The following is a 23714-nucleotide window of genomic DNA, read 5'->3' as shown; positions in this document are numbered from 1 at the left end:
TCTCGTCTGGCAGGTCGGAGGAACAGTATCACCCTGGTGGGATGTAGACACTCTGCTCGCCGGCGATCTCCTCGAGGTTGTTCCGATGGCGATGGGTGAAGTAGCACTCGTATCTGCAGTACCCGCAGACTACACCGGTATCGTATTCGGCGACGTAGGGGCCGCGACGCGTTCGCCAGACGTTCGCTCCACATTCGGTGCAAGCGGCCTTTTCGAGATCGGCTGGAGTCGGCCCCTCGTACTCGATGTGTATCCCCTCGTTCTGGGGTGTCGTCTCGGGCCAGATCCCATGGGACTGCCAGAACTCACGGATTCGAGCGAGACTATGGCGCACCGTCTTTCGTACGGTGACGTGGTCGGCGTCGCGACCGCTGTCGTCCCAGCCGTCGGCCGTCCAGAACTCGCCAAACTGTGCGCCACGGTGAAGCCCATTCCAGTCGAGGCCGACAATATCTGCGGGAGGGTCTCCTGTCAGCGTGGGACGGGTAAGCTGCTTAATGACGTCCAGTTGTTTCGGCGGACTTCCTCCAAGTATGTGGACGCGACGACCACGCCAATCGCTCGGCTCTGAGAACTCGTGAGCAAGTCGGTCGGCGTATCCCCGGGAGTACCCGACGACGAGGTCATCAGGGATTGCGTGAATCGCGCCACGGCATTTGGGGACGATGACGAGGTCCGGCTCCGGGTAGCTTCCTTTGATCTCGCGAGCAGCAGCGACGTATCGGTCCACCTCCTCAATTCCGTAGGCATCACCAATCACCCCGACCTGAGGTTCGTGCTCGAAAAAGCGCTCGACGTACCGATCAAGGTCTGGATTTCGAAAATCGTTATCGAGCATCCCGACTGGCAACTCTAACGCTTTGAAATGCTGCTGTTGGTAGGTACAGTCCTCCCGAAATCCGGTGAGAAAACCGAGTCGGTGCGCGTCATATGCAAACGGAACGCGATGAAGAAACGCCACGTGGTCTGCTTGCCGAGCAGCCGCAACTTCGCTGGCTGCGTTGCTGGTCGTCCTCGCTGTGAGTGCCATAATGAATCAACGCGGGAACTCGCCCCGCGCCCCCTCCTGGGGGAGAAAAACTGCTCCCGGCGGCTAGCCGTTAACCAACATCGGTTGCTACTGGATAAGTCATGTTGGTTAATCGAGCTGGTTCCCTGTGGGGGCTGCTACGTTGTCGGCTCAGCAGAGATACCTCGCAGATCTCAGTTCAGTACGGGTGGTAGCTCGGAGCGATATCCCCGGTCAGTACACTACTCTCGAAGGCGTCGCTTTCGCTGCCCTCGAGGTCGATGATTCGATAAACTGCATCACCGCTCCAGTCACACTCATCGCTCGAACACTCCGCGCTAGCCAGGGCCCCGTTCTCTGTATCTAGATGGACGCTCTGGAGATCGAGCCGCTCGCTACAAAGTGGGCACGTCGCCGGAACTTGCGCATATCGGTAGCCCGTACTGATGTCGATGTCATCTTGCTCAACGTCGATGCCACGAAGCCCATCGACGAGATGGCCGACTCGTGAACGGAACTCGGTGAGAAGCGCGTTGCGGGCTTGCTCGTCGACGGGGAGTTTCGCGCTATCAAGGGTAATCGTTACTCGATACGCTGTCGTCTCGTTGGAGTCTTTCATTTAGTTCACCTCTGAGGGACGTTTGATTCCCCCGCACCCCTTCGGGGGTGAAAAAGATCTTCGACTACGAGCTGACTCACCCCTCTTGTGAGCGGATTTCTTGTGCCTGACGTTCGAGACGCCGCAGAATCTGCACACGTCCCTGATTCGCATTCTCGTATGCGACACAAGCCCGTAGTGTCTCCATGTCGTTGATCGTCACGATACCGGCGTTAATGAGGCGCGTGTTCGGTGGTTCGAGACGCTGTTCCGGTGTTAGGCCACCCGATTCTACAAATTGACCTGAAGAGTCACTCACTGGTGTCTGCCTCCGCGCTCTCAAGGCGACGACAAACAGCACCTGCTCACTCCCTTTCTAGCTCAAATTCGGAGACGGCCACCCACAGATACCGTCGCTATTGCTGTCGCAGTGGGTGCAGTTTACTTCTGTTGCTGCTTGAGGAACTTGAGGAGCGTCTCGATGTCCTCGGCCGAGGCCGATGATTGACCGAACATACTCTTGAATCGGTGATCGAGTCCGCCCTCTTCGATGAACGCTTGTGCCTCACTGAGCTGTTGACGAAGGGCTTCAGTATCGCCGCGATGCAGATGCGTCTCGACCATTCCGAGGTCGATCGACGGAACCGCAGCGAGGACGTCAGCGAGATCCGTTTTTCGACCACTATGAAGCTTGGCTGCAACAAGTACTTCGCCGTCAGCTGCCCGTGCGGTCGTCGACCGAGTACCGCCTGAAATCGTCGTCGGAGAACTGTGCTTGCGCAGATAGTCGAACGACCACTCTGCTTCGGTCTGTCGGCAGCCGAGGCCGTTCACAAGGATGTCTACTCCGACCGGGTGAGGAAGCCCTTCAGTACGCTCGAAGAGTTCGATTTCCCGATTATAGATGGTCTCTTCTGGGGGAACTTCGAGATCGGCCTGTCGTTCGAAGCCGTGCGCTTCAAGGAACGCAACGACTTCGTCGTAGTCGTCCGGAGCGATGACGAGGTCGAGGTCGGTCGAGAACCGCGTCTCGAACTGGCTGATCGCGTACCCACCAACGAGGACGAACCCAATATCTGACTGTTCCAGTTCTTCGAGCACTTCGATGAGTGCCTCGCTTCGGTCTTCTTGACTCATGTTCAGGCTGGCTCCATGCGGTAGCTCGCGTCGGTGTCGACGTCGTCGTACATCCGTCCAAGCATATCGAGTGCCGACTCGAAGGTTGCGTAGTACTCATTTGCGAACGCCACGGTTTCTTGGAGTGGGATGACGGACCGTCCGTCGACCATCTGGGCATCGATTTGTGACCGTGGCTCCAGAACGATCTGGATGGTTCCGTCGAGATCTTTTGTGGGCTGGCGCTCTTCCGAAGTCGGGATTCCGAACCGATCGAAGAACTCCGTCCAGGCGTCGAGTTCGGATTTGTGGACGGCGATGAACAGCGGATAGTCCTCTGGGTCGCGAGCGACCTGGTAGCCACCGCGGGTCCAGACGTAGACCGCATCAATGGCAGTGAATGCATACTCCATACCCGCGAACTGCGGGAGGACGTACGCCTCCGAGATCGACGGCGGCGAGATGTCTGTTGCCGCCGTCAGGAACTCGAGACCGGCGTCTCGGATTGTCTGGTCGACGAGCTGGAGGCCATCATCGTACACGACGTATCCCGCCTCTTCGAGGCGATTTACGACGCGCCGAATCGTTTCCCGGTTCTCGTCGATCTTCCGCGCGACGCCGGAGATGGAATCCCCTGGGTCAAGCGCGAGAATGACCTTGAGTTCCTTCTCACCGCACACTTCGTACATCCTATGGTTACACAATTCTGTGCAACAGACAAAAGAATTACTCTTCGTGTGGGTCTACTGGCTGGATTTGGCGAGCGTCTTCGGCGAGGTCGTGGATGTACTCGCGAAGCGTCTCCATATCCTTGCGGGCGTCTTCCAGCGTTTTCGCCTTCACCTTGGCTTTGATCTGGTCTTCATCTCGCGTCCCGGTTCCGCGTTTGAGTTTCACGGTCAGCGAGACACCAACATCAGTGCGCTCGACGCGCTCTGTTTGCTCCGTTTGATCTCCGTTCATTGCCGATTCTGCCGAGTCGGTGGCTGGTTGCTTCGAGTCAGACATTTTATTCCCACGAGGACTATTGGAAGGTCCTCGCACCCCTCCCGAGGGCAAAAAACACGATTCTATCAGATGCCGTCCTTGGGTTATCCGTGCAGCCTGTAACAGGCAATCTCACTGTCCTGCAGACGCTGCGAGAACCTCTGGGGCGTTCACACCAAGGGCGGACTCAATCTCGCTACTGGTGAGTCGCCAATGCTCTGTGGGACCGGCGCACTCCAGTTGACTCACAACCTCGTTCTTGAACTGGGTGTAATGCGTTAGCGCAAATTGTTCGTCCTCGGTGTAGTCGAGCAGGAGAGCGAGTGCGAGCTGCGCTGGCCCACTCCCACTGTATCCCCATTCGAACCCCGAGGGACTGTGGTTTACCAGCTTGAGGCTTCGGTCTGGAGTGAGGCGTTCTTGTTCAGGTAGCTTCTCCACGACGGCACGCCCTCGCTGTCGGTAGCCGACGTAGACGATGTCGCGGTCACTTCTCTGGCTTATTTGTTGGAGCGACTGTGAGTCGATAGTTCTACTCATGGGTCTGTTCGAAGGTACTCGTTTGAGCACCCCCGCACCCCTCAGGGGGTGAAAAACTTGCTGCAGTCTCTGGGTTGCAGATGTGCTTGAACGCGTTAACCAACACAACCGACTAAGACCGACTAGTTGTTGGTTAATCCGTACTCGGGGTACGCTGCACTCGGGGAATGATTTCAGCGCTCGGCGCCGTAGACGATTGCCGAGCGGCTTTCGTAGTCGCAGTCTCGGCACTTGAACCAGCGCTGAACTTTCGCCCCGTCTGCTGACTTCTCACCGACGAGGATGTCCTCGTTCGGGCATTCGGGACAACTCAATTCGGGCGCTAGCCGCTTCTGGAGCTCGTCACGGAACGATTTTGCGTCTTTCGTCTCGTACCCCCGCGACCATACTGGGTAGCCGTCGACGAGGATTGCGCCACGCCACTTGTAGCGGTAGGAGTCCGGCGCTCTGTGCAGGACAGCTCGAGCGCCAGTCTCAGTGTTCCGATACGCCAACGTTGGCGAGCGGCTCTCGCGTCGCCAGTTTGTGATTCTGGGCATTGTTTAGAAATGGACATCCGCCGGGACGACCCAGAGGTCGTCACTCTCCTCGACGATGCGATCCAGCTGGCCTCGGTGGCGAATCCCGCAACCGTGTTCGTCGTACAGCAAAATCGAGGGACCGTCGTAGGCACCGACTTGATGGAAGGCATGCCGGGTGAGGTTCTCATCACGCATTATCTCATCATCGCTAAGCTCGTCGAGCGCCTTCTGTACTCGATTGAGGTTCCGCTGGAACTCGCTCTTCGTCGCGTCCCAACCGCGCTCCAGGAGTTCCTGGCCTTCGTCAGAGTCTACGCGCGCTGCAACTGGGAGGTCGCCCCAGCGAGCTTTCCCTGCCACTGTCGTGCCTTCTTGATCGAATGTGACGTAGTAGTCAAACACGGCGCCAGTGTGTGGGTCGGCTCCAACCAGCCGATCGAACACTGCTTTACCAGTGGCCACTGCGTCGTCTCGCGTCGATGCCTCTACCAGAGTGTAAATGACCATATGCATCGGTTTTCACCTTCGTCTGCCGACGCACGCGACTGCACACTGCGTCACTACGTGATGCGCCGGCACCCATCGCCGGCGCTCGAAAAACCTCTTCTCGCGGCAGTCGATTTTCAGGACTCGGCTGCTCTTTCAACAGTCATGATCAGGTCCCTAGCCTCGTAGTCCGCTTCGAAGTTGACTGCAAACACATCTGATTCTCCAGTGTTTATTCTGACACCAATTCAAGATTCGAATTTTAGACTATATACCAATTGACAACGTTCACTTTCACTTTGGTTACAGGAGGATTAAGTATCTCTCTTGTAACTGGTAGCCTATGTTGCAGTTCGATAGTTTCGCACGATCCGACTGATCCAGTCGCTGCCTCTATTATCCAATCATGAATTACCGTTTACTCCACGCGGCCGACGTACACCTCGGTCACCGGCAGTACAACGTCAAAAAACGACAGGGCGACATGTTCCTCACGTTCCGGAAGACACTGCAAGAGGGCGTCAATAAACACGAGGTCGACGCCATCCTCATCCCAGGTGACCTGTTCCACTCGCGAGACCTGCGCCCGAGTATCCTCGAAAGCGCTGAGAAGGCCTTCGGGGTCGTCCCTGACGATATCCCCGTGTTGGTCTCGCCCGGGAACCACGACCAGAACCTCAATCGGCGAGCGATGACGTGGCTCGAGTACCTCCACCAGCGCGACGTGATCACACTCCTCCAACCGGACTTCGAAGGCGTTAGTGGCGGCGAACGGCCCGTCGAAGACCTCTTCCCTTCCCTGGCATCTGCAGAGGAAAATGTGGGGACTGGGGTCGACGGAACGGTTCCCGGATACGTCGATCTCGATGTCCCGGCCTTTGATGCTCCTGTCCGGGTGTTCGGATTGGAGTATCGGGGCGGGTACATCGATACGGCACTCGATCAGGCACGCACCGCCATTGAGGCGGTGAACAACCGGGCCGGCGAGCCGGCACACACTGTGCTGATGGCGCACCTTGGTGTCGTCGACGAGGTCCCGGATCTCGGTGCGTCCGTTCGATACACCACGCTCCAGCAGTTCGAGGGATTGGTGGATTACCTCGCGCTCGGGCACATCCACAAGCCGTACGAGGGGCCTGCCGACGAACCGTGGTTCTTCAATCCCGGCTCGCTCGAAGCTCACGACACGCAGGAGGCACGCTGGAACCTCGGGTACTACGTGACCGACATCGAGCGGGACAGTATCGAGCCACACCACCACACTAGCAAGCGACGACCGTTCTACTCGTACGACTGGGATGTGGACGGCTATGAGTCCTGGGCCAATCTCGCCGAGGCGTTCGACGAAGCGGTCGCCGATGAACAATCTGACGTGGTGGACTTCTGCTCAGCCGAGGAGTACGCGACGAGCGACGGAACCCCGCGTGCCCCAGTTATTGACTTCCGCATCCAAGGTCATCTGGAATTCGATCGACGCGACCTCGACGTGGATGCCCTAGAGTCTAAAATTTTCGACACAACCAACCCGATCCCACTCGGTACTCGATTGTATGGCAGCACTCGGTCGACTACGATATCGAAACGCGGCACCCGATTGAGAACACGTCGTTTCTCGCACCAATCACTGACGTGACCTCCGCCGGGTGTCCGTGCGCGTGGGACAGCTCGGACACGTGCTGGGATTTCGCTACCGTCGCTGCAGCCGCGTACGAGTCACTGAACCAAGCGATTGTTACTATCGACGAGATCCGGTTCGAAGGCTGGAACGGGTGGGGGTTCTGGCTCTCGAACAGTTTCAACACGTTCGAAGCGACGACGGCTCCCGCGGGCTACGTGGACGGCCGCCAGGGATGGACGCATCTCGATGGCCATCTCCACGCTGGAATGGGGAGGTACGACGGACCATCACGATGATGGGTGCGTGGATTGAGGGACCCCGACAACGGGTGTTCGACTAGCGACGGTACCGTACTTTATGACGATCAGTGTGTACAACTGGTCAAGACTGCTTAAATGGAGTTCAGCACGCACGTTCGGGAACGCCGGTGGACGACGATAGCAGACGGGCTCTTCGTCGCGTTGATGGTCGCCGGGTACTACTACAATATCACGTTCGTCCAGCTGGGGCTCGTCTACACGGAACGCGATGGCCGCCGAAAACGAGTCGCCCCGTCGGATGCTCGCGCCGTCGAACGCTATCAGGACCTCGTCCGCCAGCACTCCCACATCGATTTCCCCGAGCTGTTGGCCGGCAAGGCCCTCGAGGTGCTCTACTATCTCGACCAGCCCCAAACTGTCGCCGAGATCGCCGACCGGAGCGACAACTACCGCAATACGGTCAACCGGGTTCTCAAGCGGTTTCGTGACCGTGGTCTCGTCGGGACGGACGACGGCTGCTATGACTTCAACGGTGACTTCGACCGCCTCCACGCGTTCGCCCGTGAACTCGTCCATCATCTCCATCGCCAACGCCTCGAAGCCGTCGCCTCGAAGGGAACGATTCTCTGGGAGGACTACGACGAATTCCTCGCCCAGGTCGAGACGGAGATCGACGTAGAAGGGTCCCACGAAACCGGGCTCGCTCGATTCGCGGCCTTCGACCTCCAGTTCCTGCTCACCGATCATCGCTACTACGTCTACTCCGAGGAACCCGACGCAGTCTCGCCGGCGGAGCTCTGCTGTCACACGCTGTTGATCGACGACGGCAGCCGTCACCGCTCGTACTGTCTCCTCCTGCTCAGCCACGTCGACATCGACGAAGAGGATCTCCGAGAGCAGGCGGTGAAGTATGGACTCGAAGACGTGATCGACGCGCTGCTCCAGTACCTCGAGACGCAGGGCGAGGTCGAGGACGACCGGCTTCTCGCGTGGTCGGAGTTCCAGAAGCTGGCGGGTGAGTACGAAATCGAACGGTGATCGAGTACTGAGACGAAGCTAGTTCTGTAAGGGTTACGCGTCGTCCGGGCGAGGGGAATTCTCGTACTTGACCATCTTCTCGGGCTTGTCAGAGATGGTCTCGTAGATCTGTTGGAGGGTTTCCTCCGCGGCGAGGAGATTGTGTTCGTCGAGGAAGGTCCGGCCCTCCTCTGTGAGGCCGTAGAACTTCCAGGGATACCCCTGCCGGCGCTGGTCATCGTCTAGAGCGACCTCCTTGACGATACCGGCGTCGATGAGCTTCTGAATGTGCTTGTAGACGGTGGCCTCGCTCACGCTGGGGTTGAGCTCCTCGAGCTCGTACATCGAGGGGAGCTGTTCGGGGTGCTGGAGGATGTTGTTGATCAGCGCGAACCGCGTCTGCTGAGTCACGAAGTGGACAAGTTCGCGGGATTCCATCTCCCCAGCAGTCCCCAGGTCGGTGCTCATACGACACAGTACACACCCTGGCGGCAAGTAGTTTACCCTTGAGTAAATCACTCTATAGTAATTCACACCGAATTAACCCGGTGATTTACTCCATAAATCATATCGCACGGCGCCGAGAGAGCCTGTATATGTCCGACGAAGAGCCGCCCGTCCCCGAGGAGGTCCTTACTAGTGCGAAGGACCAACTCAACGAGGAAGAGATCTCGCTGGCGGACAACGAGGAGATCCTCCACGCCCTGAGCGAACTGACTCCCGTCTACGAGAACGACCGCTCGTACTTCGTGCTGGGGAACTACGACCGGGAGCCGATCCGCCGGTTGAACCTCGTGATCGACCGACTCAACCGCCGGCAGGACGCCTACGCCTTCCGGATGGTCGACATCCGCGGCGAGTGGGACAATAGCATTCAGAAGTTCTGCCTGATCGGTGATATCGTGACCTACCTCGTCGGTGTCGCCGAGAAGGAACCGAGCGACTTCCTCGTCGAACAAGGGCTGCTCGTCGGCACGACCGAGTTCTTCGCGAAGAGCCACGTCCTCAAACGGGAGTACGAGGACGAGGAGCACCCCTTCGGCTGGATGCAGGACGGCGTCTTCGAGCTATTCGAGCGGGAGGGGCGGCTGTATCGCTGGCAGAACGAGGAGGAGCTCGCCGACGTGACGGAAGAACTCCCGTGACAGCGGTGGGATTGTGGCTATCTGCGTTAACCAACGCCAGCGATGAAACGGATGGTCTGTTGGTCAACCGAAATCAGTTCACGTCAGCCGGGAGTCGGCCATCTGGGCGGGGCACACGGCGTCGTTTGATCTCGTGGTCGACGCGACGTAGATGCTTGCAGCCACCCTCTGGTGAGCGCTGCTGCCAGTCGGGACAGGTACACGACTCGTCGACGACGTCGACTTCGTACCGATTACCGGACGCGGACTGGACCTCGTAGCGACCACCTTTCGAGAGGAGCGAGACGTCCATCGCTTCGTCGATGGCACGCTTCGTGCGTGGCTCGAGGTCATCCTGTGGCTGTGGATCATCGTCGACGACCAGACGGTCGCGGACGTCGCCAGTCCGACCACCGTCTGGAGCGACGGCTTCCGCAGGGCCACTGAGCCGCTCGTGGAGCACTTCCTCCACCGGATGGCCTTCCGACCACAGGTAGTGGACCTCACGGCGCTCGCGACAGGCACCGGTTCGGCCTTCGGCATCGACGTCGAGACGCGTTCGAGCGTCGCGCTCGACCCGGCCGCCGAGGGCGTCGACGGGACGATTAGCGAGGCTCCCGACGCTGACACCGCCCTGATCGAGCGCTGCGTCGCGCTCGCGACCGACCGGTGGGGCGACGGCGAGGGCGGCACCGTCCGGACCGACAGCGACGTACCCCTCGCGGCCGGACTGAAAAGCTCCAGCGCGGCCGCCAACGCGACCGTGCTCGCGACGTGCGACGCGCTCGGGCTGACCGTGGGAGACGACGACACGGACTCGGCCGTCGACGTCACTCGGCTGGAGGCCTGCCGACTCGGCGTGCAAGCCGCTCGCGACGCGGGTGTGACCGTCACGGGCGCGTTCGACGACGCGACCGCCTCGATGCTCGGCGGAGTCACCGTCACCGACAACGGCGCTGACGAGTTGCGTTCGCGCGAGACCGTCGACTGGAACGTCCTCGTGTGGACCCCGCCAGAGCGCGCGTACAGCGCGGACGCGGACGTGGCTCGCTGTGAGGCCGTCGCGTCGATGGCGGACCTCGTGTGCGACCTCGCGCTTGAGGGCCGGTACGCCGAGGCGATGACGGTCAACGGACTCGCCTTCTCGGCCGCACTCGGCTTCGACGCCGACCCCGCGGTGGAGGCGATGGCCCACGCCACCGGAGTATCGTTGTCGGGCACCGGTCCGAGCGTCGTCGCCGTCGCGGACCCGACCGACCCCGAGACCGACCTCGACGCGGTCGCCGACGCGTGGGGCGACCGACCCGGAACGCTGCGACGAACGACCACCAGAAACGACGGCGCGGCCGTCGGACGAGAGTGAACCCAATGAGCGAAACACCGAATCCCGAAGAGATGAGTCTGGACGAACTGCGCCACGAGATCGAAGATATCGATCAGGAGATCGTCGAACTGATCGCCCGCCGAACCTACGTCGCCGACACGGTGGCGGCCGTAAAGGACGAGCAGGATCTCCCGACGACCGACGAGGGACAGGAGGAGCGCGTCATGGAGCGCGCCGGCGCGAACGCCGAGCGTTTCGACGTCGACGCCAACCTCGTGAAAGCCATCTTCCGGCTGTTGATCGAACTGAACAAAGTTGAACAACGAGAGAGCCGGTAGCCGAATTCGGGCGTTTCAGGGCCTCTACTGCGGTTCGAATTACAAAATCTTCTTCCGGCAGTTGCTCTTTCGTTCCCGGATCGGTGAACGAGAGTATAGACGCGTCGGTGCCACGAACACTAATTCAAACGGAACCGTCCGACGAGTGGGGCATCCTCGATTATTTCGTCCACAAGGCAGTGTACTGCTGGAATTTGATACTCGATCGATGCCTATCGATGATCGGCGTTCAGTAGTCCAGTAGAGAACACGAATCGCGTGCTTCATTCGAAAGCTGTAGTTAGTACGTTGGAATCATTCATCGTGCGTTGGCATCAACGGTACCTGCCCATCGTAACCGCCGCTTGTCTAGTTAATCGAGGAACGATCGAAGAAGGATACCGAGACCGAAGACGAGACACACGGATTCGGCGACGTGGACTTGAGTGAGCGTCAACCCAGTGAACTGGTAGAGGAATCCCTCGATGAGTACGCCGAGTGTAATAAACCCAAACCCGAGCGTTGCGTCGCGGAGGTATCGGGTCTGTTGCTGCCTGTAGGCCCGGAAACTGATTGCGGTGGTCGCGAGACCGACGCCAAGGAGCAGGACGCGAACAGCGATCAATGCAAGTTCCCAGTGGCCAGTCATGGAGACTCCCCTTCGTTCGCTTGTTGTGGCAGTTGACCGTACAGCGAGTACAGAATGACGAGCATCCCGAATGCGACGATAGCAGTCTGGATGGTTCCAGAGAGGAATATCGACAAGCCCACCACATCGAACAGGACACCCTCAATGACAGAGCCGATACTAATAAAGAGGAACCCGATAGCGACGTACAGCATCGGCTCGCTGCCGTACGTTCGATACCCCTTGTAGGCCTTGTACGTTATCAACAGCCCCAGTCCAACCGTGATGAGTTTCGCGATGACGAGTTCGATGTGCATGGTTATGTCAACTCTCCCTGATTTCGCTCCAGATGCGCGAGAACCGCTCGGAAGCGTTCTCCCGCACATGGACGCTCACGTCGATGGTTCCATCGTCGATATCGACGTCGAGATGGTCGACCTTCGCCTCGTAGACGCTGTGGTGGCTCCCATCTGATTCGATCCGTGTCTGCTCGACGAGCAAGTCGTTGGTAATCATGTCCTCAACTCGGCGATAGATGGTTGAGAGCGCGACATCACACTCTGTGCTGAGTTCCTTCGCAGACCTAGATTCCTGACTCGTCGCGGCCAGAATCTGCCGGACTCGTTCTTGGCCGAGGAGCTCCAAGAGTTCGTCAGAGCGTTCCTGTGTGGACACGGATGTTCCTCGCAATAGTTCATGAATACTCCAAGATACTTAAAGAGGGAATCGTTTTGCGTCGCGCGCAAAACAGCGACCCGCCCATTATCCCAGCAAGCGTATCCTCAAGTGCAAGGTGACTGATCCCATGACAAACGAATCTCTGTACACCCGGCGACGGATGCTCAGCCTATCTGGTACCGCGGCGGCCATTGGTCTCGCTGGCTGTTCGGGTGGCCAGGCAGAAGAAGAGAGCCACGACGACGAAGAAGAGGGTCACGGCGAAGACAGCCATCCTGATGAGGAGATTGGTGCCCCGACGGAAACAGCACAGGTGAACATGATCACGACGGACGGGACGTACCACTTCGACCCTCACGTGGCCCGAGTCGAGGTCGGCGGCACGGTGACCTTCCACAACGAAAGTGGGAGCCACTCTGCCACGGCCTACCACCCAGACAACGATCAACCACAGCTCGTCCCCGACGGAGCCGCGTCGTGGGACAGCAGCCTCCTCTCGGAGGCAGGCGCAACGTTCGAACACACCTTCGAGACTGAAGGGGTCTACCACTACTACTGCACGCCCCACGAAACGGTCGGAATGATTGGTAGCATCATCGTCGGAGAACCGGACGCTCACGGCCAACCTGCGCTCGAGGAGCCGCCACAGGACAAGCCCGAGAGCGTCACGAAGAAGATCTCGGAACTCAACACGATGTGTAACGAAGCGCTCGGCCACGGACACTAATCCGAAGACGGCACCATTTTTCGAGACAGCGGGAATGGTATAGTAGTTTATATTTCTCCGCTTTCCGTGATATCAGTGGCCACGGGAATGAAACACAAAAAAATGAGTAACTAGAGACAGCCTGCGTTTATTCCGTATTTATCATCTACAGCAGTTGGGTGCTGAGGGAACTGACTGTTAATTGTTAGTGAATTTATGGCACAACAGCTTAAGACGACCCGATCAAACCTCACTACACCACCATAGTTCCTCATACCCTGTAACCACCGAACTGAGTTAGCCCGATTCGGAGAACCATCCGTGCTGTATTCGCGCCCTGTATTCAGTACAGCCTCTGAGAACTACTTACTTTCTGTCAGACGAGGTTTGCTGAATACAGAGCGTACACTTCCCAATTCACTGCCATCATGTGCTGGACTTATCACTCCAGTCCGCCAACGCTATGCATGGCCCAGAGTGACGGATTTGACCGACTCCTCGTGCTCGTTGTCGCCATCGTGATACTCCTTCCAGTTTTGATGATGGTGTTCGCATGGCCGATGATGACGATGTGGGGTAGTGGACACATGTGGGACGGCGGGATGTGGAATGGGGCAGGCGCATCGTGGATGTGGCTTGTGATGTGGATCGTTCCGCTTGTGATATTTCTTGGTGGAGGATACCTCCTGTATAGAGTGTTTAACCCTCCCAATAGCAATGATACGGACGCCGCACTCGAAGAACTGCGCCTCACCTATGCACGGGGAGACCTCTCCGAGGAGGAATTCGAACAACGGCGAGAACGCCTCGATCGTTCGGAGTGAGGCCGATGGACGACGACCACGCGGCGCATCATCAGCACGCCCCCGCCGAGCGCCCCACCGATCGAGCGTGCCCTGGGTGTCGGGTCTGCGCGTGCTACGAGACCGAAAGCGACCGCCGCGCGACGGACGAAACCGATGATCGCGCCGAATCCCCCGATTACAACCATCACGCCGGCCACAGTCAGAACGACCACGGCAGCGCAGACCACGACCACGGTTCAATGGTCGACCACTCGGGGCACGAGGCGATGTTCAGACGACGGTTCTTCGTGTGTCTCGCCCTTGCAGTGCCCGTCCTCTACTACAGCACTACGTTACAGTCGTGGCTCGGCTTCGCCGCAATAGGCTTCACTGGGAGCGAATTCATCGCGCCCGCCTTCGGGCTCCTCGTATTCGGGTACGGGGGCGTACCGTTCCTCCGGATGGGGGCCGTCGAGGCTCACAACCGGGAGCCAGGGATGATGCTACTGATCTCGCTGGCGATTACTGTCGCGTTCGTCTACAGCATCGGGGCCGTGGCGTTCGGGGTCGGCGAGCCGTTCTTCTGGGAACTCGTCACACTCATCGTCATCTTCCTGCTCGGCCACTGGGTCGAGATGCGGAGCGTCCGCCGTGCATCGGGAGCACTCGACCACCTCGCCGACCTGATGCCAGACACCGCCGAACGGCTCACAGACGGTGGTGAGCCGGAGACGGTTCCGGTCGCCGAACTTCAGCAGGATGACCTCGTACTTGTTCGCCCCGGGGCGAACGTGCCAGCCGACGGCGTCGTCGAGGAAGGGGAGTCGAACGTCAACGAGTCGATGCTCACCGGCGAGTCCAAACCCGTCTCGAAGGAGCCCGGTGACGAGGTCATCGGCGGGACGACAAACCGAGACGGAAGCCTTCGCGTCCGGGTGACCGCAACCGGCGACGCGACTGCTCTCTCGGGCATCATGCGGCTGGTCGATGAGGCCCAGCGGAGTAAGTCCCGGACGCAGGTGCTCGCCGATCGGGCCGCCGGCTGGCTGTTCTACGCGGCGCTCACGGTGGCGACTGTCACCGCCGTCGCGTGGACGGCTGCGGTCGGGTTCGGATTCCCGGTGGTTGAACGCGTCGTGACAGTGCTGGTTATCGCCTGTCCGCACGCGCTCGGACTCGCTGTGCCGCTCGTCGTCGCCATCAACACATCGATGGCGGCCAGCAACGGGATGCTTATCCGCGATCGCATAGCGATGGAGGAGGCCCGTAACCTCGACGTGGTCGTCTTCGACAAGACCGGGACGCTGACGAAGGGCGAGCAGGGGATCGTCGATGTAACTACGACCGGGACGCTGACCGAGAACGAGGCGCTGACGCTGATGGCCGCCGTCGAGACCGACTCCGAGCATATGATTGGCGAGGCGATTCTGTCCGAGGTCGAAGAACGTGGCCTCACCGTCCCGGACGCAACTGGGTTCGAGGCGCTTGAGGGCCGTGGCGTCCGGGCGACAGTCGACACGACCGCCGTCACCTCGGGAACGGGTGAGACCAAACGAGAGTCGGTTCACGTCGGTGGCCCGAACCTGATCCGGCACCTGGGCGTCGAGATACCGGGAGAAATCGACGCGTTCGCGGAGCGCGCTGGCTCTCGGGGACAGGGTGTCGTCTACCTCCTCCGCGAAGAGGAGGCGGTAGCTGCGGTGGCACTCGCGGACGTGGTTCGAGAGGAGAGCTTTGAGGCTATCGAGGCACTCCATCAGATGGGTGTCGAGGTGGCGATGTTAACCGGTGACTCCGAAGACGTCGCCCGGGCCGTCTCGGAAGAACTCGGCATCGACACGTACTTCGCCGAGGTGTTGCCCGCGGATAAGGACGAGAAGATTGTTGAGTTACAGGAGGGCGGAACCCTCGTCGCGATGGTCGGGGACGGCGTGAACGACGCGCCCGCGTTAACCCGTGCGGACGTCGGCATTGCCATCGGGTCGGGTACCGACGTGGCTGTTGAGTCGGCTGACGTTGTCCTCGTGGAGAACGACCCGCGGGACGTGGCCAGCCTCGTCCGCCTCAGTCGGAAGAGCTACCGGAAGATGCAGGAGAACATCGTCTGGGCAGCCGGGTACAACGTCATCGCACTCCCGCTCGCCGCTGGCCTACTCGCACCCATCGGTGTCCTGCTTTCGCCCGCCGTCGGGGCTGTTTTGATGTCCGCGAGCACGATAGTCGTCGCGGTCAACGCCCAGCTCCTGCGTCGGGCCGATATCTCGAATTGAGACGACGATCGGATTCCCACCGGGACACACTACTGCGAATGGCATGGTATATGCAAATGCTTGCAGTGGTCTGCGACGACTACTAACTGAGGTACCCTCGAATGGGACTTCGGCTGGCCGCTATTCTATGCGACGAACGCGAGTTAGCACCCATCTCCAATGTTTGTTCTGTCATCCGTCCTGTGAGAGAGCCGATTGTATTGATCTGACACTGTCCAAGATATACGCAGCGTATGCAGCACGGCTGTTGAAACCCATCACCAATTGATGGATTCAACAAGGGCCTCATATTCACTATCGTCGTTTCTTTATATACAGTTGCGTTTCAAAGTCTGTAACGACTGATAACGGCTCCCTTGAATCCATAATATCCCTATTTTCCACAAGAATCCATGGTGGATTTCAGCTACCTGAACAAAGTGGAGCAGCGGGAGAGTCGGTAACACATTACAAGGCCCGGTTTACTGTTCAACGGCTCTGTTGAAATCCTCTTCTTCAGATATATTCTCGCCTGAAACAGCCGGTCGATGAAAGCTACGTATCTAATAGTCGTGTGCTCACTCGCCGCCGACCATTGCATCCGGACGGGTAAGTGAGTATCCCATGGCATACAACAAAAGAGCAATACCCGTTACAATCGGTGTGATGAGCATCGCAGGGAGATAACTCAAGACGCTCAAGAGTTGACCGTGGCTACCAGCGTCTAGACGGAACCAGCTCCAACAGCGCGAACCGACAGTTCGAGGATGTAATTTCTTGACCCACGTCGGCCTCGCAAGGGCGATATTAGTCTCGTCTGAATTGCTATCCATACGTACAGTCTCTTATTGAGCGGTAAAATAATGGCGAGCTATCAGACCCCAATATCCTTGTTCTCTGTATTGACTGCAACCGGGTCAAAATATATCACTTGCTGAGGATTTCAACAGAGCCGCTAACGTCTATATCGACAGTAAGGCCTGTAGAGATAGTGGGATTTGGATCCTCCCCGGACTCTGCGTCTGAATCTTCGCTATCCTCGCCCATAATAATCTCTTTGCTGCATTTGGTTTTGAATCCTTGATCACTTCAGTGCGTCTATGAGAGTAGTTCGGAATGCCGTGTTGAATAGATGCTGAGTCACAGTTAGAGTGGCTCACAGAGCGGTTCTATGTTGGCGATGGCGAACATGAGGACGATTTCACGGAACTGTCGATACCAGCCGAGCGCTCGCACGGCGTCGCCGAGCGAGCGCTTCGTTGTCGAGTACGACGTCTCGGCCATCCAGCGCTGAGAGTAGCCTTTTGCCCGGATAAGCGCGTTGTGTCCAACGGTTAGTGGTTTTGACCCGCGTTGTAAGATGAGCGGGTCGACACCCAGCGCGTAGAACTCGTATTTGGTCAGCCAGTTGTGGAAGGCTTTGTCCGCCGCGACGGACAGCAGGTCGTCCGCGTTCCGGCGGACGACCTGCGGCCCGGTCTTCGTGTCGTGTTTCCACCGGGCAGAGACATGAACGTCAAGGACGGCAAGAGACTCTACATCGGTTAATGTCGTCACTTTCAGCGTCTGAACGGTACTGCCGGATCGCTGGCGGTAGTACGACGAAGCTGAACGCCGGTCGAAGAAGGTGCTGTCGAGTGCTGCGTGGCCAGACTGCGGGTGTTGCTGCGCTGAAACGCGCAGCAACACCCGCCACACCCACATTTTCAGCCGGTCGAACGACTTGTAGATCGTGCTGTAGTCCGGGAGATCGTCCCGATCTAAGCCGAGTGCGTCACGAATCTCGGTCAGATACTTCAGCCGATTCGGCGTTTCACGGTAGCTGTGGCCCTCTTCGAGCCGGAAGCAGTGTAGTACGACGTGCTTCCAGCGGGCGAACCCGCCGCTGGCGGGCTCGCCCGCGTACTTCCCCAACGCTTGTTTGGCTAGGTGCCGACACTGCTTTACGAAGTCGAGGAGATCGATTTCCATACCAAGATCGAATTCCTCGGCTTCATCCTTCTAAACCGGTGATATTGGCTGATTAGACTGCTATTCAACAGAGCAGTTCGGAAAGGTTTGGAAGCTCCAAATCGAAATCAGGGATGTATCGTTCGATTAGCCCCTCCTTTTCCTGCGGGAACATCCCAACAGCCGAGCCGCCTTCAGGGGCGATCAAGTTCTGTATCTCATCGTAGGTGAAATCCAGGTTGACGTCGTAGTTCCACTCCTCCGCGTCGGTCTTGAGGTTCTGAATTTGATCCCATACGAACTCGACGTTGCTGTCTGTGACAGCCTCACCGTAGACTGAACCTCGAATCGCCCAATGGAGTTCGCTCATCAGTAGAGCGATACACCCTCGGCAGCCGTGCCGGGCGAACCGAAGGAATGTGCGGTTGGCGATGAAGCGTGTTCCTCTCCATGCCATCTTGTACGGAGTACCGATGGTCCATAGGACAACCTCCAGACCGAACGCCGCCGACGCGAAGAGGAACTCCTTGACAGCTTCTGGGTTTGGATCAGGAGTTTCGACGACACACGCAGCATTGCAGAGGTTGTTGAAACTCCCAATGAGAGGGAGATAACGGGTATATTCGCTGAGATCCCGTCGTCCCGATTCAATCATAGACTCGTCTATCTTGTCGGTGATGTTGTACTCGTTGAGGATGCGAACTCCAAACTGGAGACGACGGACGACGTCAGACACAGACTCGCTACTATCGACCACTGCATTGAGGGTCTCTCCAGAGATGGCCTTGCGTGCGGAGCACAGTTCGTTGGCACATTGAATGACGGTGTCGTTCCGCTCGGTTTTCGTCTCCGGGAGTGCGTCGAAATAGCTGTCGGCGACATCGTCTACTGTACTCCTCTCTTTCAGGGCGGTTACATCCCCTGAAGCCGCAATCGGCGTAGCTGCCGTCGCTTTAAGGAATGTCCTTCGTTTCATTCACTCACTAAGTCATTTTCCCGGCAGGAGCCGACGACGTGGTTTTCAGTACTCGATAAATTACCGAGCAGGGTTGGCTCAGATCCTCTCATTTGCCTGTTTGTGTCGCGTCCAAAATGTTCCAACTCCGATCTCAACAGGCACAATATCGTCCCGCTGTTGGAGTTCTTCCTCTGCTCGGTCCTGCGGCCACTCGTAAACCGTCATGACTTCTTGAGTCGCAACAGGGCCGTGCTCGGTAACGAATCCGGAGAGGGGTTGCGGCTCCTCACTATCGATTCCTGATTGGTCGAAAATATCGACGATGTCGTCGTAATGCAGATAGCCCGATTGAGTGACTTCCTCTCCGTCGACGTGGAATTTGGTGAAGGGCGGATTGAGATCACGTTTAGTCTGACGAGGCTCTACTTTGTCCCAAGCTTCCTCCAATTGGTTGGTATCGAGCCCCGCGTTCTCCGCTAATTCGAAAAGGATCTCCTTATCCTCGATGTTTGTCCCTTCGACCATGGTGGCCGTCCGAAGCCGTCGAAGGTATCGTTGGGCGGCGTTTGGCCCTTGGTGCATCGCTGCCAGGTAAGCGCGGTTTGCGAGTTCGGTTGATTCCGGGGGATTCTCCTCCCACACGGAGGTATCTATAGGCATCTTGTGACGAAGACGGTCTCTTTCCCACTTCGATGCCATCTCTTTGGGGTCGACGAATTCGCGGACGGGGACAAGATGATAGTCGGTATCGACTTCGTGTCCGTACCGCTCTTTGATTTTGAGTATTATGGGATACAGCCCCCACCCCACGTTGTCCCATGGGTCTGAGTATTGCACAACCTTCGGTTCTTGTTCTTCTTCATCGTCGTCATCATCCTCGTCTTCCGACTCCTCTTGTTCCAGTTCTTCGTCCGGAGTCTCGGGATCCTGTGACTTCTCGGGCTCTGAAGAATCGGGGTCCTCTCCTGCCTCATCGGGGGAGTCGCCACCTACCTCCACACCTTCGGGGATTCCGATGATGCCACCGCCTCCACCTCCACCCCCACTGCTTCCATTACCGTCTGTTCCGGACGGTGTGGTCTCCGTTGGCTGGGGGGCAGAATCTTCAGAGGGTGCTTCCTCTGACGGCGATTCATCGGTGTACTCGTCAACCCCTGTCTGGTCGGGATCGACGTCTGGCGCTTCGTCACCGGAGGCACTACCACTGTCATCGTCCTCGGGGTCAATGTACAGGTCGTCTGTCGTCCCGTCACCCATTGATAACCACCTCAGAGTCCGGAAGGTAGTCTCCAATTCGCGACTGCTCGTCGGTGCGCTCCGTCTCTAGCGCTTGTTTGATTTCGTAAATCCACATGGCTAACCTCTGTTGTGAATACCCGTCCGTCGTCAGACCGCAATCCTGCTTCCAGTACCACCCAGCAGCCTCATCAACAACCTCCGGCAGCACTTCGACCTGTCTCGGTGACCCTCGACCGATGACCAAAACTCCCTCAGGGTTCAGGGTGGTAGCCGCCTGATGTATCCGATCTCGGAATTCGTAGTTGCTGGGTGTCTGGACGCCGTACATGGCGAACCGATCGATACCCAGTCGGGCGAAGGTCTCACGAGCCTCCTTGAAATGGGGTTGAGAAAGCCCTTTAGCCAAAGGTATGAGTTCGTGGGATAGTCCCATCTCCTCGGCCGTCTGGTAGAGCCATTCGAATCGATCGAGGTACTTTCTCACGTTCTCTAACTGATGTTCTGGCTCCATCTGATGGTAGACCCATAACCAGTCCGGGATGATTCGCGCCTCACGCGTGATTTCGGCATAGAGGTCTATTTCCGCCCATCGCCCTCTGTCCGTGACTGTTGGGTCGGGTTCCGTGCCCACGATTGTGAGTTTGTGGTGGGGCTGGAGGATGTTATCGAATCCTCCGTGATTTCTCAGAACGCTCTCGGCTTCGCTGAGTGTCACCATCACGTGTTCAATCGTTGGATCCGCCTCCAGTAGATCGAGAAACTTCCCGCTGGGCTCGAGGCGGAGAATCGCCTGAAGTTGGGAGTACTGCGCAATCAAGGAGGCTAACAGGGTTTGCTGACCTCTATGCGAATCTCTCTGTATGGAGTGCGAATTCATTGGCGATGGTGCGGGTCGTTCACTTGGCACCTACCGCCATTCTACGAATTCTGTATATAAAACTTTGTTGGAGAATTTTCAAACAGGTGGGCCAGATAGGACACAAATCGTCTATGTTCTAGGCGGGCCGAAACTATATGGTGGCGATAGGCGGTCAATATCGGAGAGATTTAACACGGAGGTGGCTGACTATGAACTATGAGTGATAGGGTTCATTTCATACCAGTCGGATTCGATTTTGACCGCCTTATTCGTCCAATATCAAAGGGTGAGATGGAGGCTGACCGTGTCGTCCTCCTCACCCACAAAGGCGAGCCCGACGATGACCCGACAGACCGGGCAGCGCAGCTTGCAAAGAATATGACCGGGAAACTGGAGCGTACATTCGAGCTGATCGACATCGAGGTCCAAATTGAGGCAGTCAATCTTGAAGAGATGTACGAGTACGAGACGCTCTATCCCAAAGCGCATGACTACATTCTGGAGGAAATCAAGAGGGGGAACGAAGTCTACGTCAATATCTCCTCCATGCCGCGGACGGTGTCGTTCGCGTTTGCGACAGCTGCTGACTCACTGATAGCTGAGAAACAAGAGGAGTTCGAGGACATCCGAGATCGCGTACACACGTACTACGTGGCCCCCAAGGAGTATCTGGTCTTGGAAATGCTTGATGTGTTGGAAGATGCGGCCGAGGCCTTTGATGAACTGAAGGAGTACGAAGACCTTCGGGTACATCAGCACTATGAGGCGATTACCGACATACTAGATCGGGTCGATGAAAGTGGCGTGACAGAGGGTACGCGGGAAGATTTAGATGGTGACGGGCATATGTTCGTTGAGTTTCCGTCATCCCCTGGTAGCAACGTGAAAGAGTTCGAGGAGCATGTTCTTCGATTTCTCAAGGGGAAGGGTACGTTCGAATCGACCTCAGAACTTGCGGAGGCGATGGCCGAGGAGAATGGCGAAGAATATGGCGAATCATTCAGAAGTCGAGTTCAGTACAATGTGTCTAACCTAGATACAAAGGGGTACGTCACCCGAAGGGATAGCGGAAATAGACACGAGACGGAACTATCGACAATGGGGCGTATGTGGGTAGAAACGCACTAATCTTACTTTTCGGCTCTGCTGAAATCGTCACTAGTGGACAGAAATCGCGTGCTGGATATAGAGGACGGGGTCAGACAGGAGTTTTCCAGCGGGTCACTGGACATTGCCCACGTAGTCGGTGAACAGGTACACGACTGAAGCGGTTGCAGCTAATATGAGTACAAGCTCTCGGCGTGGGAGCTCAGATAATTGTTGTTCGGTCCCGAGATGGACTTCGACCCGGGTGATACGTTGGTAATGGGGTAGCTTGCTTATCGAACAGGCCGCCGCATTCTCCCTTCAGCTTCAAGTTCAGCGAGCAGTTCCCGCAGGTCAGCCGCTTTGTCATCGGGAAGATGACGAACGGTTGACCCTAGCGTCCCTGAGATGTCCTTCACACGTCCGTACCGGTCGTCGCCCGGTCCGAGTACTGCGTACTCCTCGAACTGCAGCCCCTTTAGGTCGTAGTCCTTGGTTCCAACAGAGTCCAGCAGCCGGATGCCGTCAGTTCCGTACCGACCTACGGTGATCAGTTCCGAATCAGGGCTTCGGATCGTTCCGATTCCACCGTAGCGGGAGGCATCTCTTACGGCGTTGAACGCTGTGGTTGAGGCGCTACCGTCGTGGTCGTCTTTGTTGAAGGAGTGGCCTGTGCTGTAGTCGACAACCAAAAGCCCGGTTGCGTTGTACCGCCCCTGGGATTCGCTGGGTACCGCCTTGTTCTCGCAGGCAATTGCAACCGCCTCGGAGTGGGGAGTAGGTCCCATATCTGCTATGTGAGGGGCCAAGTAGAAAAAACCCAAGGGTAAAATTGGTTTTGGCCTATGTCTAGATTCTATTCGGACCTTGGCTAATGTTCGCTGGATATTTGGCCAATGGACGCTTGGTATCTGTATGAGCACTTCCGAGGAGACGCCCCTATGGCGGCGAATTAGGGATATCGTCTCATCCAACCGACTATTCAAATTCAATATCGCATACCATGACGTTGACCGAGAAGCCTACGCTGACCGACTGTTCGAGGACGGTGTCGTCACGATCTCGGATTGGGCGCTTGCCACTAACGGTGGTGTTGAGCTCGCTACAGACGGTAGTGTCCTGACCCCCGAAACCGTACACGAGCCTTATGGAAATACGCTCAAGGGGCAAATCCAGTGGGATATAATTCGGGACATCATGCATGAGGAGATATATCCCGATGAAGACACGAAAATTAAGGCAGGAAAAGCTATTGGGAGCATCCGAACGTTCGTTGAAGGAGTTGACCCCGGTGATGTTCTCTTAGTGAATCTCCCTAGTGGAATCGCTCCGTGCGTGGTTGAGGGTCCGACTGTATATGATCGGTCCACAGAGTACAGTGACATTGCACCAAATCACATTATGTACCGGGAAGTTCAGTGGGCCTCAGATGGCGAGCGTCCGCTCACTGTCTCAGCAGACCTCCTTCCACCAGGGTTCGGGACCGCCCGTCACACGATCGAACAAGTGTCCGATCCATCGCCGATGGTGGAACTCCTACGTGTCGTTGAATGGATTGGTGACTCGATAGGTCAAGAGGAGCGGTGAGTACGACGACTTCACTAATCTTCCAGCATAGAAACAACTGGTTCGACGGGGCCGAACAGGGGGCGAAGGGAG

27 protein-coding genes are annotated in these 23714 nt (G+C 57.5%); 10 read left to right on the top strand and 17 right to left on the bottom strand.

The features are described from left to right. Positions 1-28: 28 nt before the first annotated feature. The 7 genes from HALDL1_01455 to HALDL1_01425 all read right to left on the bottom strand — a co-directional run bounded on the left by HALDL1_01455 (position 29) and on the right by HALDL1_01425 (position 5284). Complete coding sequence (locus tag HALDL1_01455; protein ID AHG05654.1) at positions 29-1030, bottom strand: hypothetical protein; 1002 nt, start codon at positions 1028-1030, stop codon at positions 29-31. 178 nt (positions 1031-1208) lie between these two features. After that, positions 1209-1628 carry a hypothetical protein gene (locus HALDL1_01450; protein AHG05653.1) on the bottom strand — a complete coding sequence of 140 codons (420 nt, stop codon included), beginning with the start codon at positions 1626-1628 and terminating at the stop codon, positions 1209-1211. A 420-nt stretch (positions 1629-2048) separates the two neighbouring features. Beyond that, on the bottom strand, positions 2049-2744 hold the full coding sequence (locus HALDL1_01445) for a hypothetical protein (protein ID AHG05652.1): 696 nt from the start codon (positions 2742-2744) through the stop codon (positions 2049-2051). Positions 2745-2746: 2 nt separating this feature from the next. Beyond that, complete coding sequence (locus HALDL1_01440; protein AHG05651.1) at positions 2747-3412, bottom strand: sigma-70 like region 4 HTH domain-containing protein; 666 nt, start codon at positions 3410-3412, stop codon at positions 2747-2749. A gap of 37 nt (positions 3413-3449) precedes the next feature. Continuing rightward, positions 3450-3731, bottom strand: a complete 282-nt coding sequence (locus HALDL1_01435; protein AHG05650.1) for a hypothetical protein — start codon at positions 3729-3731, stop codon at positions 3450-3452. Positions 3732-3842: 111 nt separating this feature from the next. After that, the gene (locus HALDL1_01430; GenBank protein AHG05649.1) at positions 3843-4250 is read right to left on the bottom strand and encodes a hypothetical protein; all 408 of its coding nucleotides are present in this window, start codon (positions 4248-4250) and stop codon (positions 3843-3845) included. 542 nt (positions 4251-4792) lie between these two features. Continuing rightward, complete coding sequence (locus HALDL1_01425) at positions 4793-5284, bottom strand: hypothetical protein (protein AHG05648.1); 492 nt, start codon at positions 5282-5284, stop codon at positions 4793-4795. A gap of 379 nt (positions 5285-5663) precedes the next feature. Here HALDL1_01425 and HALDL1_01420 point away from each other — a divergent pair, with 379 nt between their 5' ends. The 3 genes from HALDL1_01420 to HALDL1_01410 all read left to right on the top strand — a co-directional run bounded on the left by HALDL1_01420 (position 5664) and on the right by HALDL1_01410 (position 8173). Further along, entirely contained in the window at positions 5664-6890 is a 1227-nt protein-coding gene (locus tag HALDL1_01420) for a hypothetical protein (GenBank protein AHG05729.1), read from the top strand. Then, entirely contained in the window at positions 6887-7171 is a 285-nt protein-coding gene (locus HALDL1_01415; GenBank protein AHG05728.1) for a hypothetical protein, read from the top strand. Before HALDL1_01420 ends, HALDL1_01415 begins: the two co-directional genes overlap by 4 nt. Positions 7172-7270: 99 nt before the next feature. Continuing rightward, positions 7271-8173 (top strand): hypothetical protein, encoded by a 903-nt coding sequence (locus HALDL1_01410; protein ID AHG05647.1) that lies wholly within the window; start codon positions 7271-7273, stop codon positions 8171-8173. 33 nt (positions 8174-8206) lie between these two features. Here HALDL1_01410 and HALDL1_01405 read toward each other — a convergent pair whose 3' ends face one another. Beyond that, positions 8207-8620 carry a PadR family transcriptional regulator gene (locus HALDL1_01405; GenBank protein ID AHG05646.1) on the bottom strand — a complete coding sequence of 138 codons (414 nt, stop codon included), beginning with the start codon at positions 8618-8620 and terminating at the stop codon, positions 8207-8209. A gap of 128 nt (positions 8621-8748) precedes the next feature. On the opposite strand from HALDL1_01405, the gene HALDL1_01400 reads away from it, so the two are divergent. The 3 genes from HALDL1_01400 to HALDL1_01385 all read left to right on the top strand — a co-directional run bounded on the left by HALDL1_01400 (position 8749) and on the right by HALDL1_01385 (position 10938). Beyond that, on the top strand, positions 8749-9297 hold the full coding sequence (locus HALDL1_01400; GenBank protein AHG05645.1) for a hypothetical protein: 549 nt from the start codon (positions 8749-8751) through the stop codon (positions 9295-9297). A gap of 475 nt (positions 9298-9772) precedes the next feature. Continuing rightward, positions 9773-10639 carry a shikimate kinase gene (locus HALDL1_01390; GenBank protein AHG05644.1) on the top strand — a complete coding sequence of 289 codons (867 nt, stop codon included), beginning with the start codon at positions 9773-9775 and terminating at the stop codon, positions 10637-10639. Positions 10640-10644: 5 nt separating this feature from the next. Next, complete coding sequence (locus tag HALDL1_01385) at positions 10645-10938, top strand: chorismate mutase (protein ID AHG05643.1); 294 nt, start codon at positions 10645-10647, stop codon at positions 10936-10938. 352 nt (positions 10939-11290) lie between these two features. Here HALDL1_01385 and HALDL1_01380 read toward each other — a convergent pair whose 3' ends face one another. Genes HALDL1_01380 through HALDL1_01370 form a run of 3 tightly spaced genes read right to left on the bottom strand, consistent with a single transcriptional unit; the run spans position 11291 to position 12220 of the window. After that, complete coding sequence (locus HALDL1_01380) at positions 11291-11566, bottom strand: hypothetical protein (GenBank protein AHG05642.1); 276 nt, start codon at positions 11564-11566, stop codon at positions 11291-11293. Beyond that, a complete protein-coding gene (locus tag HALDL1_01375; GenBank protein AHG05641.1) occupies positions 11563-11862 on the bottom strand; it encodes a hypothetical protein in 300 nt (99 codons plus the stop codon). Before HALDL1_01375 ends, HALDL1_01380 begins: the two co-directional genes overlap by 4 nt. Positions 11863-11869: 7 nt before the next feature. Beyond that, positions 11870-12220: an ArsR family transcriptional regulator gene (locus tag HALDL1_01370; protein ID AHG05640.1), complete on the bottom strand. Its 351-nt coding sequence runs from the start codon at positions 12218-12220 to the stop codon at positions 11870-11872. Between the two features lie 130 nt (positions 12221-12350). Between HALDL1_01370 and HALDL1_01365 the strand changes: the two genes are divergently transcribed. The 3 genes from HALDL1_01365 to HALDL1_01355 all read left to right on the top strand — a co-directional run bounded on the left by HALDL1_01365 (position 12351) and on the right by HALDL1_01355 (position 15984). Beyond that, positions 12351-12950 carry a hypothetical protein gene (locus HALDL1_01365; GenBank protein ID AHG05639.1) on the top strand — a complete coding sequence of 200 codons (600 nt, stop codon included), beginning with the start codon at positions 12351-12353 and terminating at the stop codon, positions 12948-12950. 446 nt (positions 12951-13396) lie between these two features. Beyond that, entirely contained in the window at positions 13397-13753 is a 357-nt protein-coding gene (locus HALDL1_01360) for a hypothetical protein (GenBank protein AHG05638.1), read from the top strand. Positions 13754-13758: 5 nt separating this feature from the next. Beyond that, a complete protein-coding gene (locus tag HALDL1_01355; protein ID AHG05637.1) occupies positions 13759-15984 on the top strand; it encodes an ATPase in 2226 nt (741 codons plus the stop codon). 1125 nt (positions 15985-17109) lie between these two features. Here HALDL1_01355 and HALDL1_01350 read toward each other — a convergent pair. The 4 genes from HALDL1_01350 to HALDL1_01330 all read right to left on the bottom strand — a co-directional run bounded on the left by HALDL1_01350 (position 17110) and on the right by HALDL1_01330 (position 20987). Further along, complete coding sequence (locus HALDL1_01350; protein ID AHG05636.1) at positions 17110-17934, bottom strand: transposase IS4; 825 nt, start codon at positions 17932-17934, stop codon at positions 17110-17112. 64 nt (positions 17935-17998) lie between these two features. Next, positions 17999-18889 (bottom strand): hypothetical protein, encoded by an 891-nt coding sequence (locus HALDL1_01345; protein AHG05727.1) that lies wholly within the window; start codon positions 18887-18889, stop codon positions 17999-18001. 78 nt (positions 18890-18967) lie between these two features. Next, positions 18968-19681 carry a hypothetical protein gene (locus HALDL1_01340; GenBank protein ID AHG05726.1) on the bottom strand — a complete coding sequence of 238 codons (714 nt, stop codon included), beginning with the start codon at positions 19679-19681 and terminating at the stop codon, positions 18968-18970. A 439-nt stretch (positions 19682-20120) separates the two neighbouring features. Beyond that, the gene (locus tag HALDL1_01330; protein AHG05725.1) at positions 20121-20987 is read right to left on the bottom strand and encodes a hypothetical protein; all 867 of its coding nucleotides are present in this window, start codon (positions 20985-20987) and stop codon (positions 20121-20123) included. Between the two features lie 198 nt (positions 20988-21185). On the opposite strand from HALDL1_01330, the gene HALDL1_01325 reads away from it, so the two are divergent. Then, on the top strand, positions 21186-22097 hold the full coding sequence (locus tag HALDL1_01325; GenBank protein AHG05635.1) for a hypothetical protein: 912 nt from the start codon (positions 21186-21188) through the stop codon (positions 22095-22097). Between the two features lie 251 nt (positions 22098-22348). Here the strand turns inward: HALDL1_01325 and HALDL1_01320 are convergent, their stop codons facing one another. Beyond that, positions 22349-22843, bottom strand: coding sequence for a hypothetical protein (locus tag HALDL1_01320; protein ID AHG05724.1), 495 nt, complete (start codon positions 22841-22843; stop codon positions 22349-22351). Between the two features lie 190 nt (positions 22844-23033). After that, a complete protein-coding gene (locus tag HALDL1_01315) occupies positions 23034-23258 on the bottom strand; it encodes a hypothetical protein (protein AHG05723.1) in 225 nt (74 codons plus the stop codon). Positions 23259-23714: the final 456 nt, after the last annotated feature.

The sequence above is a fragment of the Halobacterium sp. DL1 genome, assembly GCA_000230955.3.
GTDB lineage: Archaea > Halobacteriota > Halobacteria > Halobacteriales > Halobacteriaceae > Halobacterium.
The sequence above is the reverse complement of the archived record's forward strand: the minus strand, read 5'-3'. Positions and strand labels throughout refer to the sequence as shown.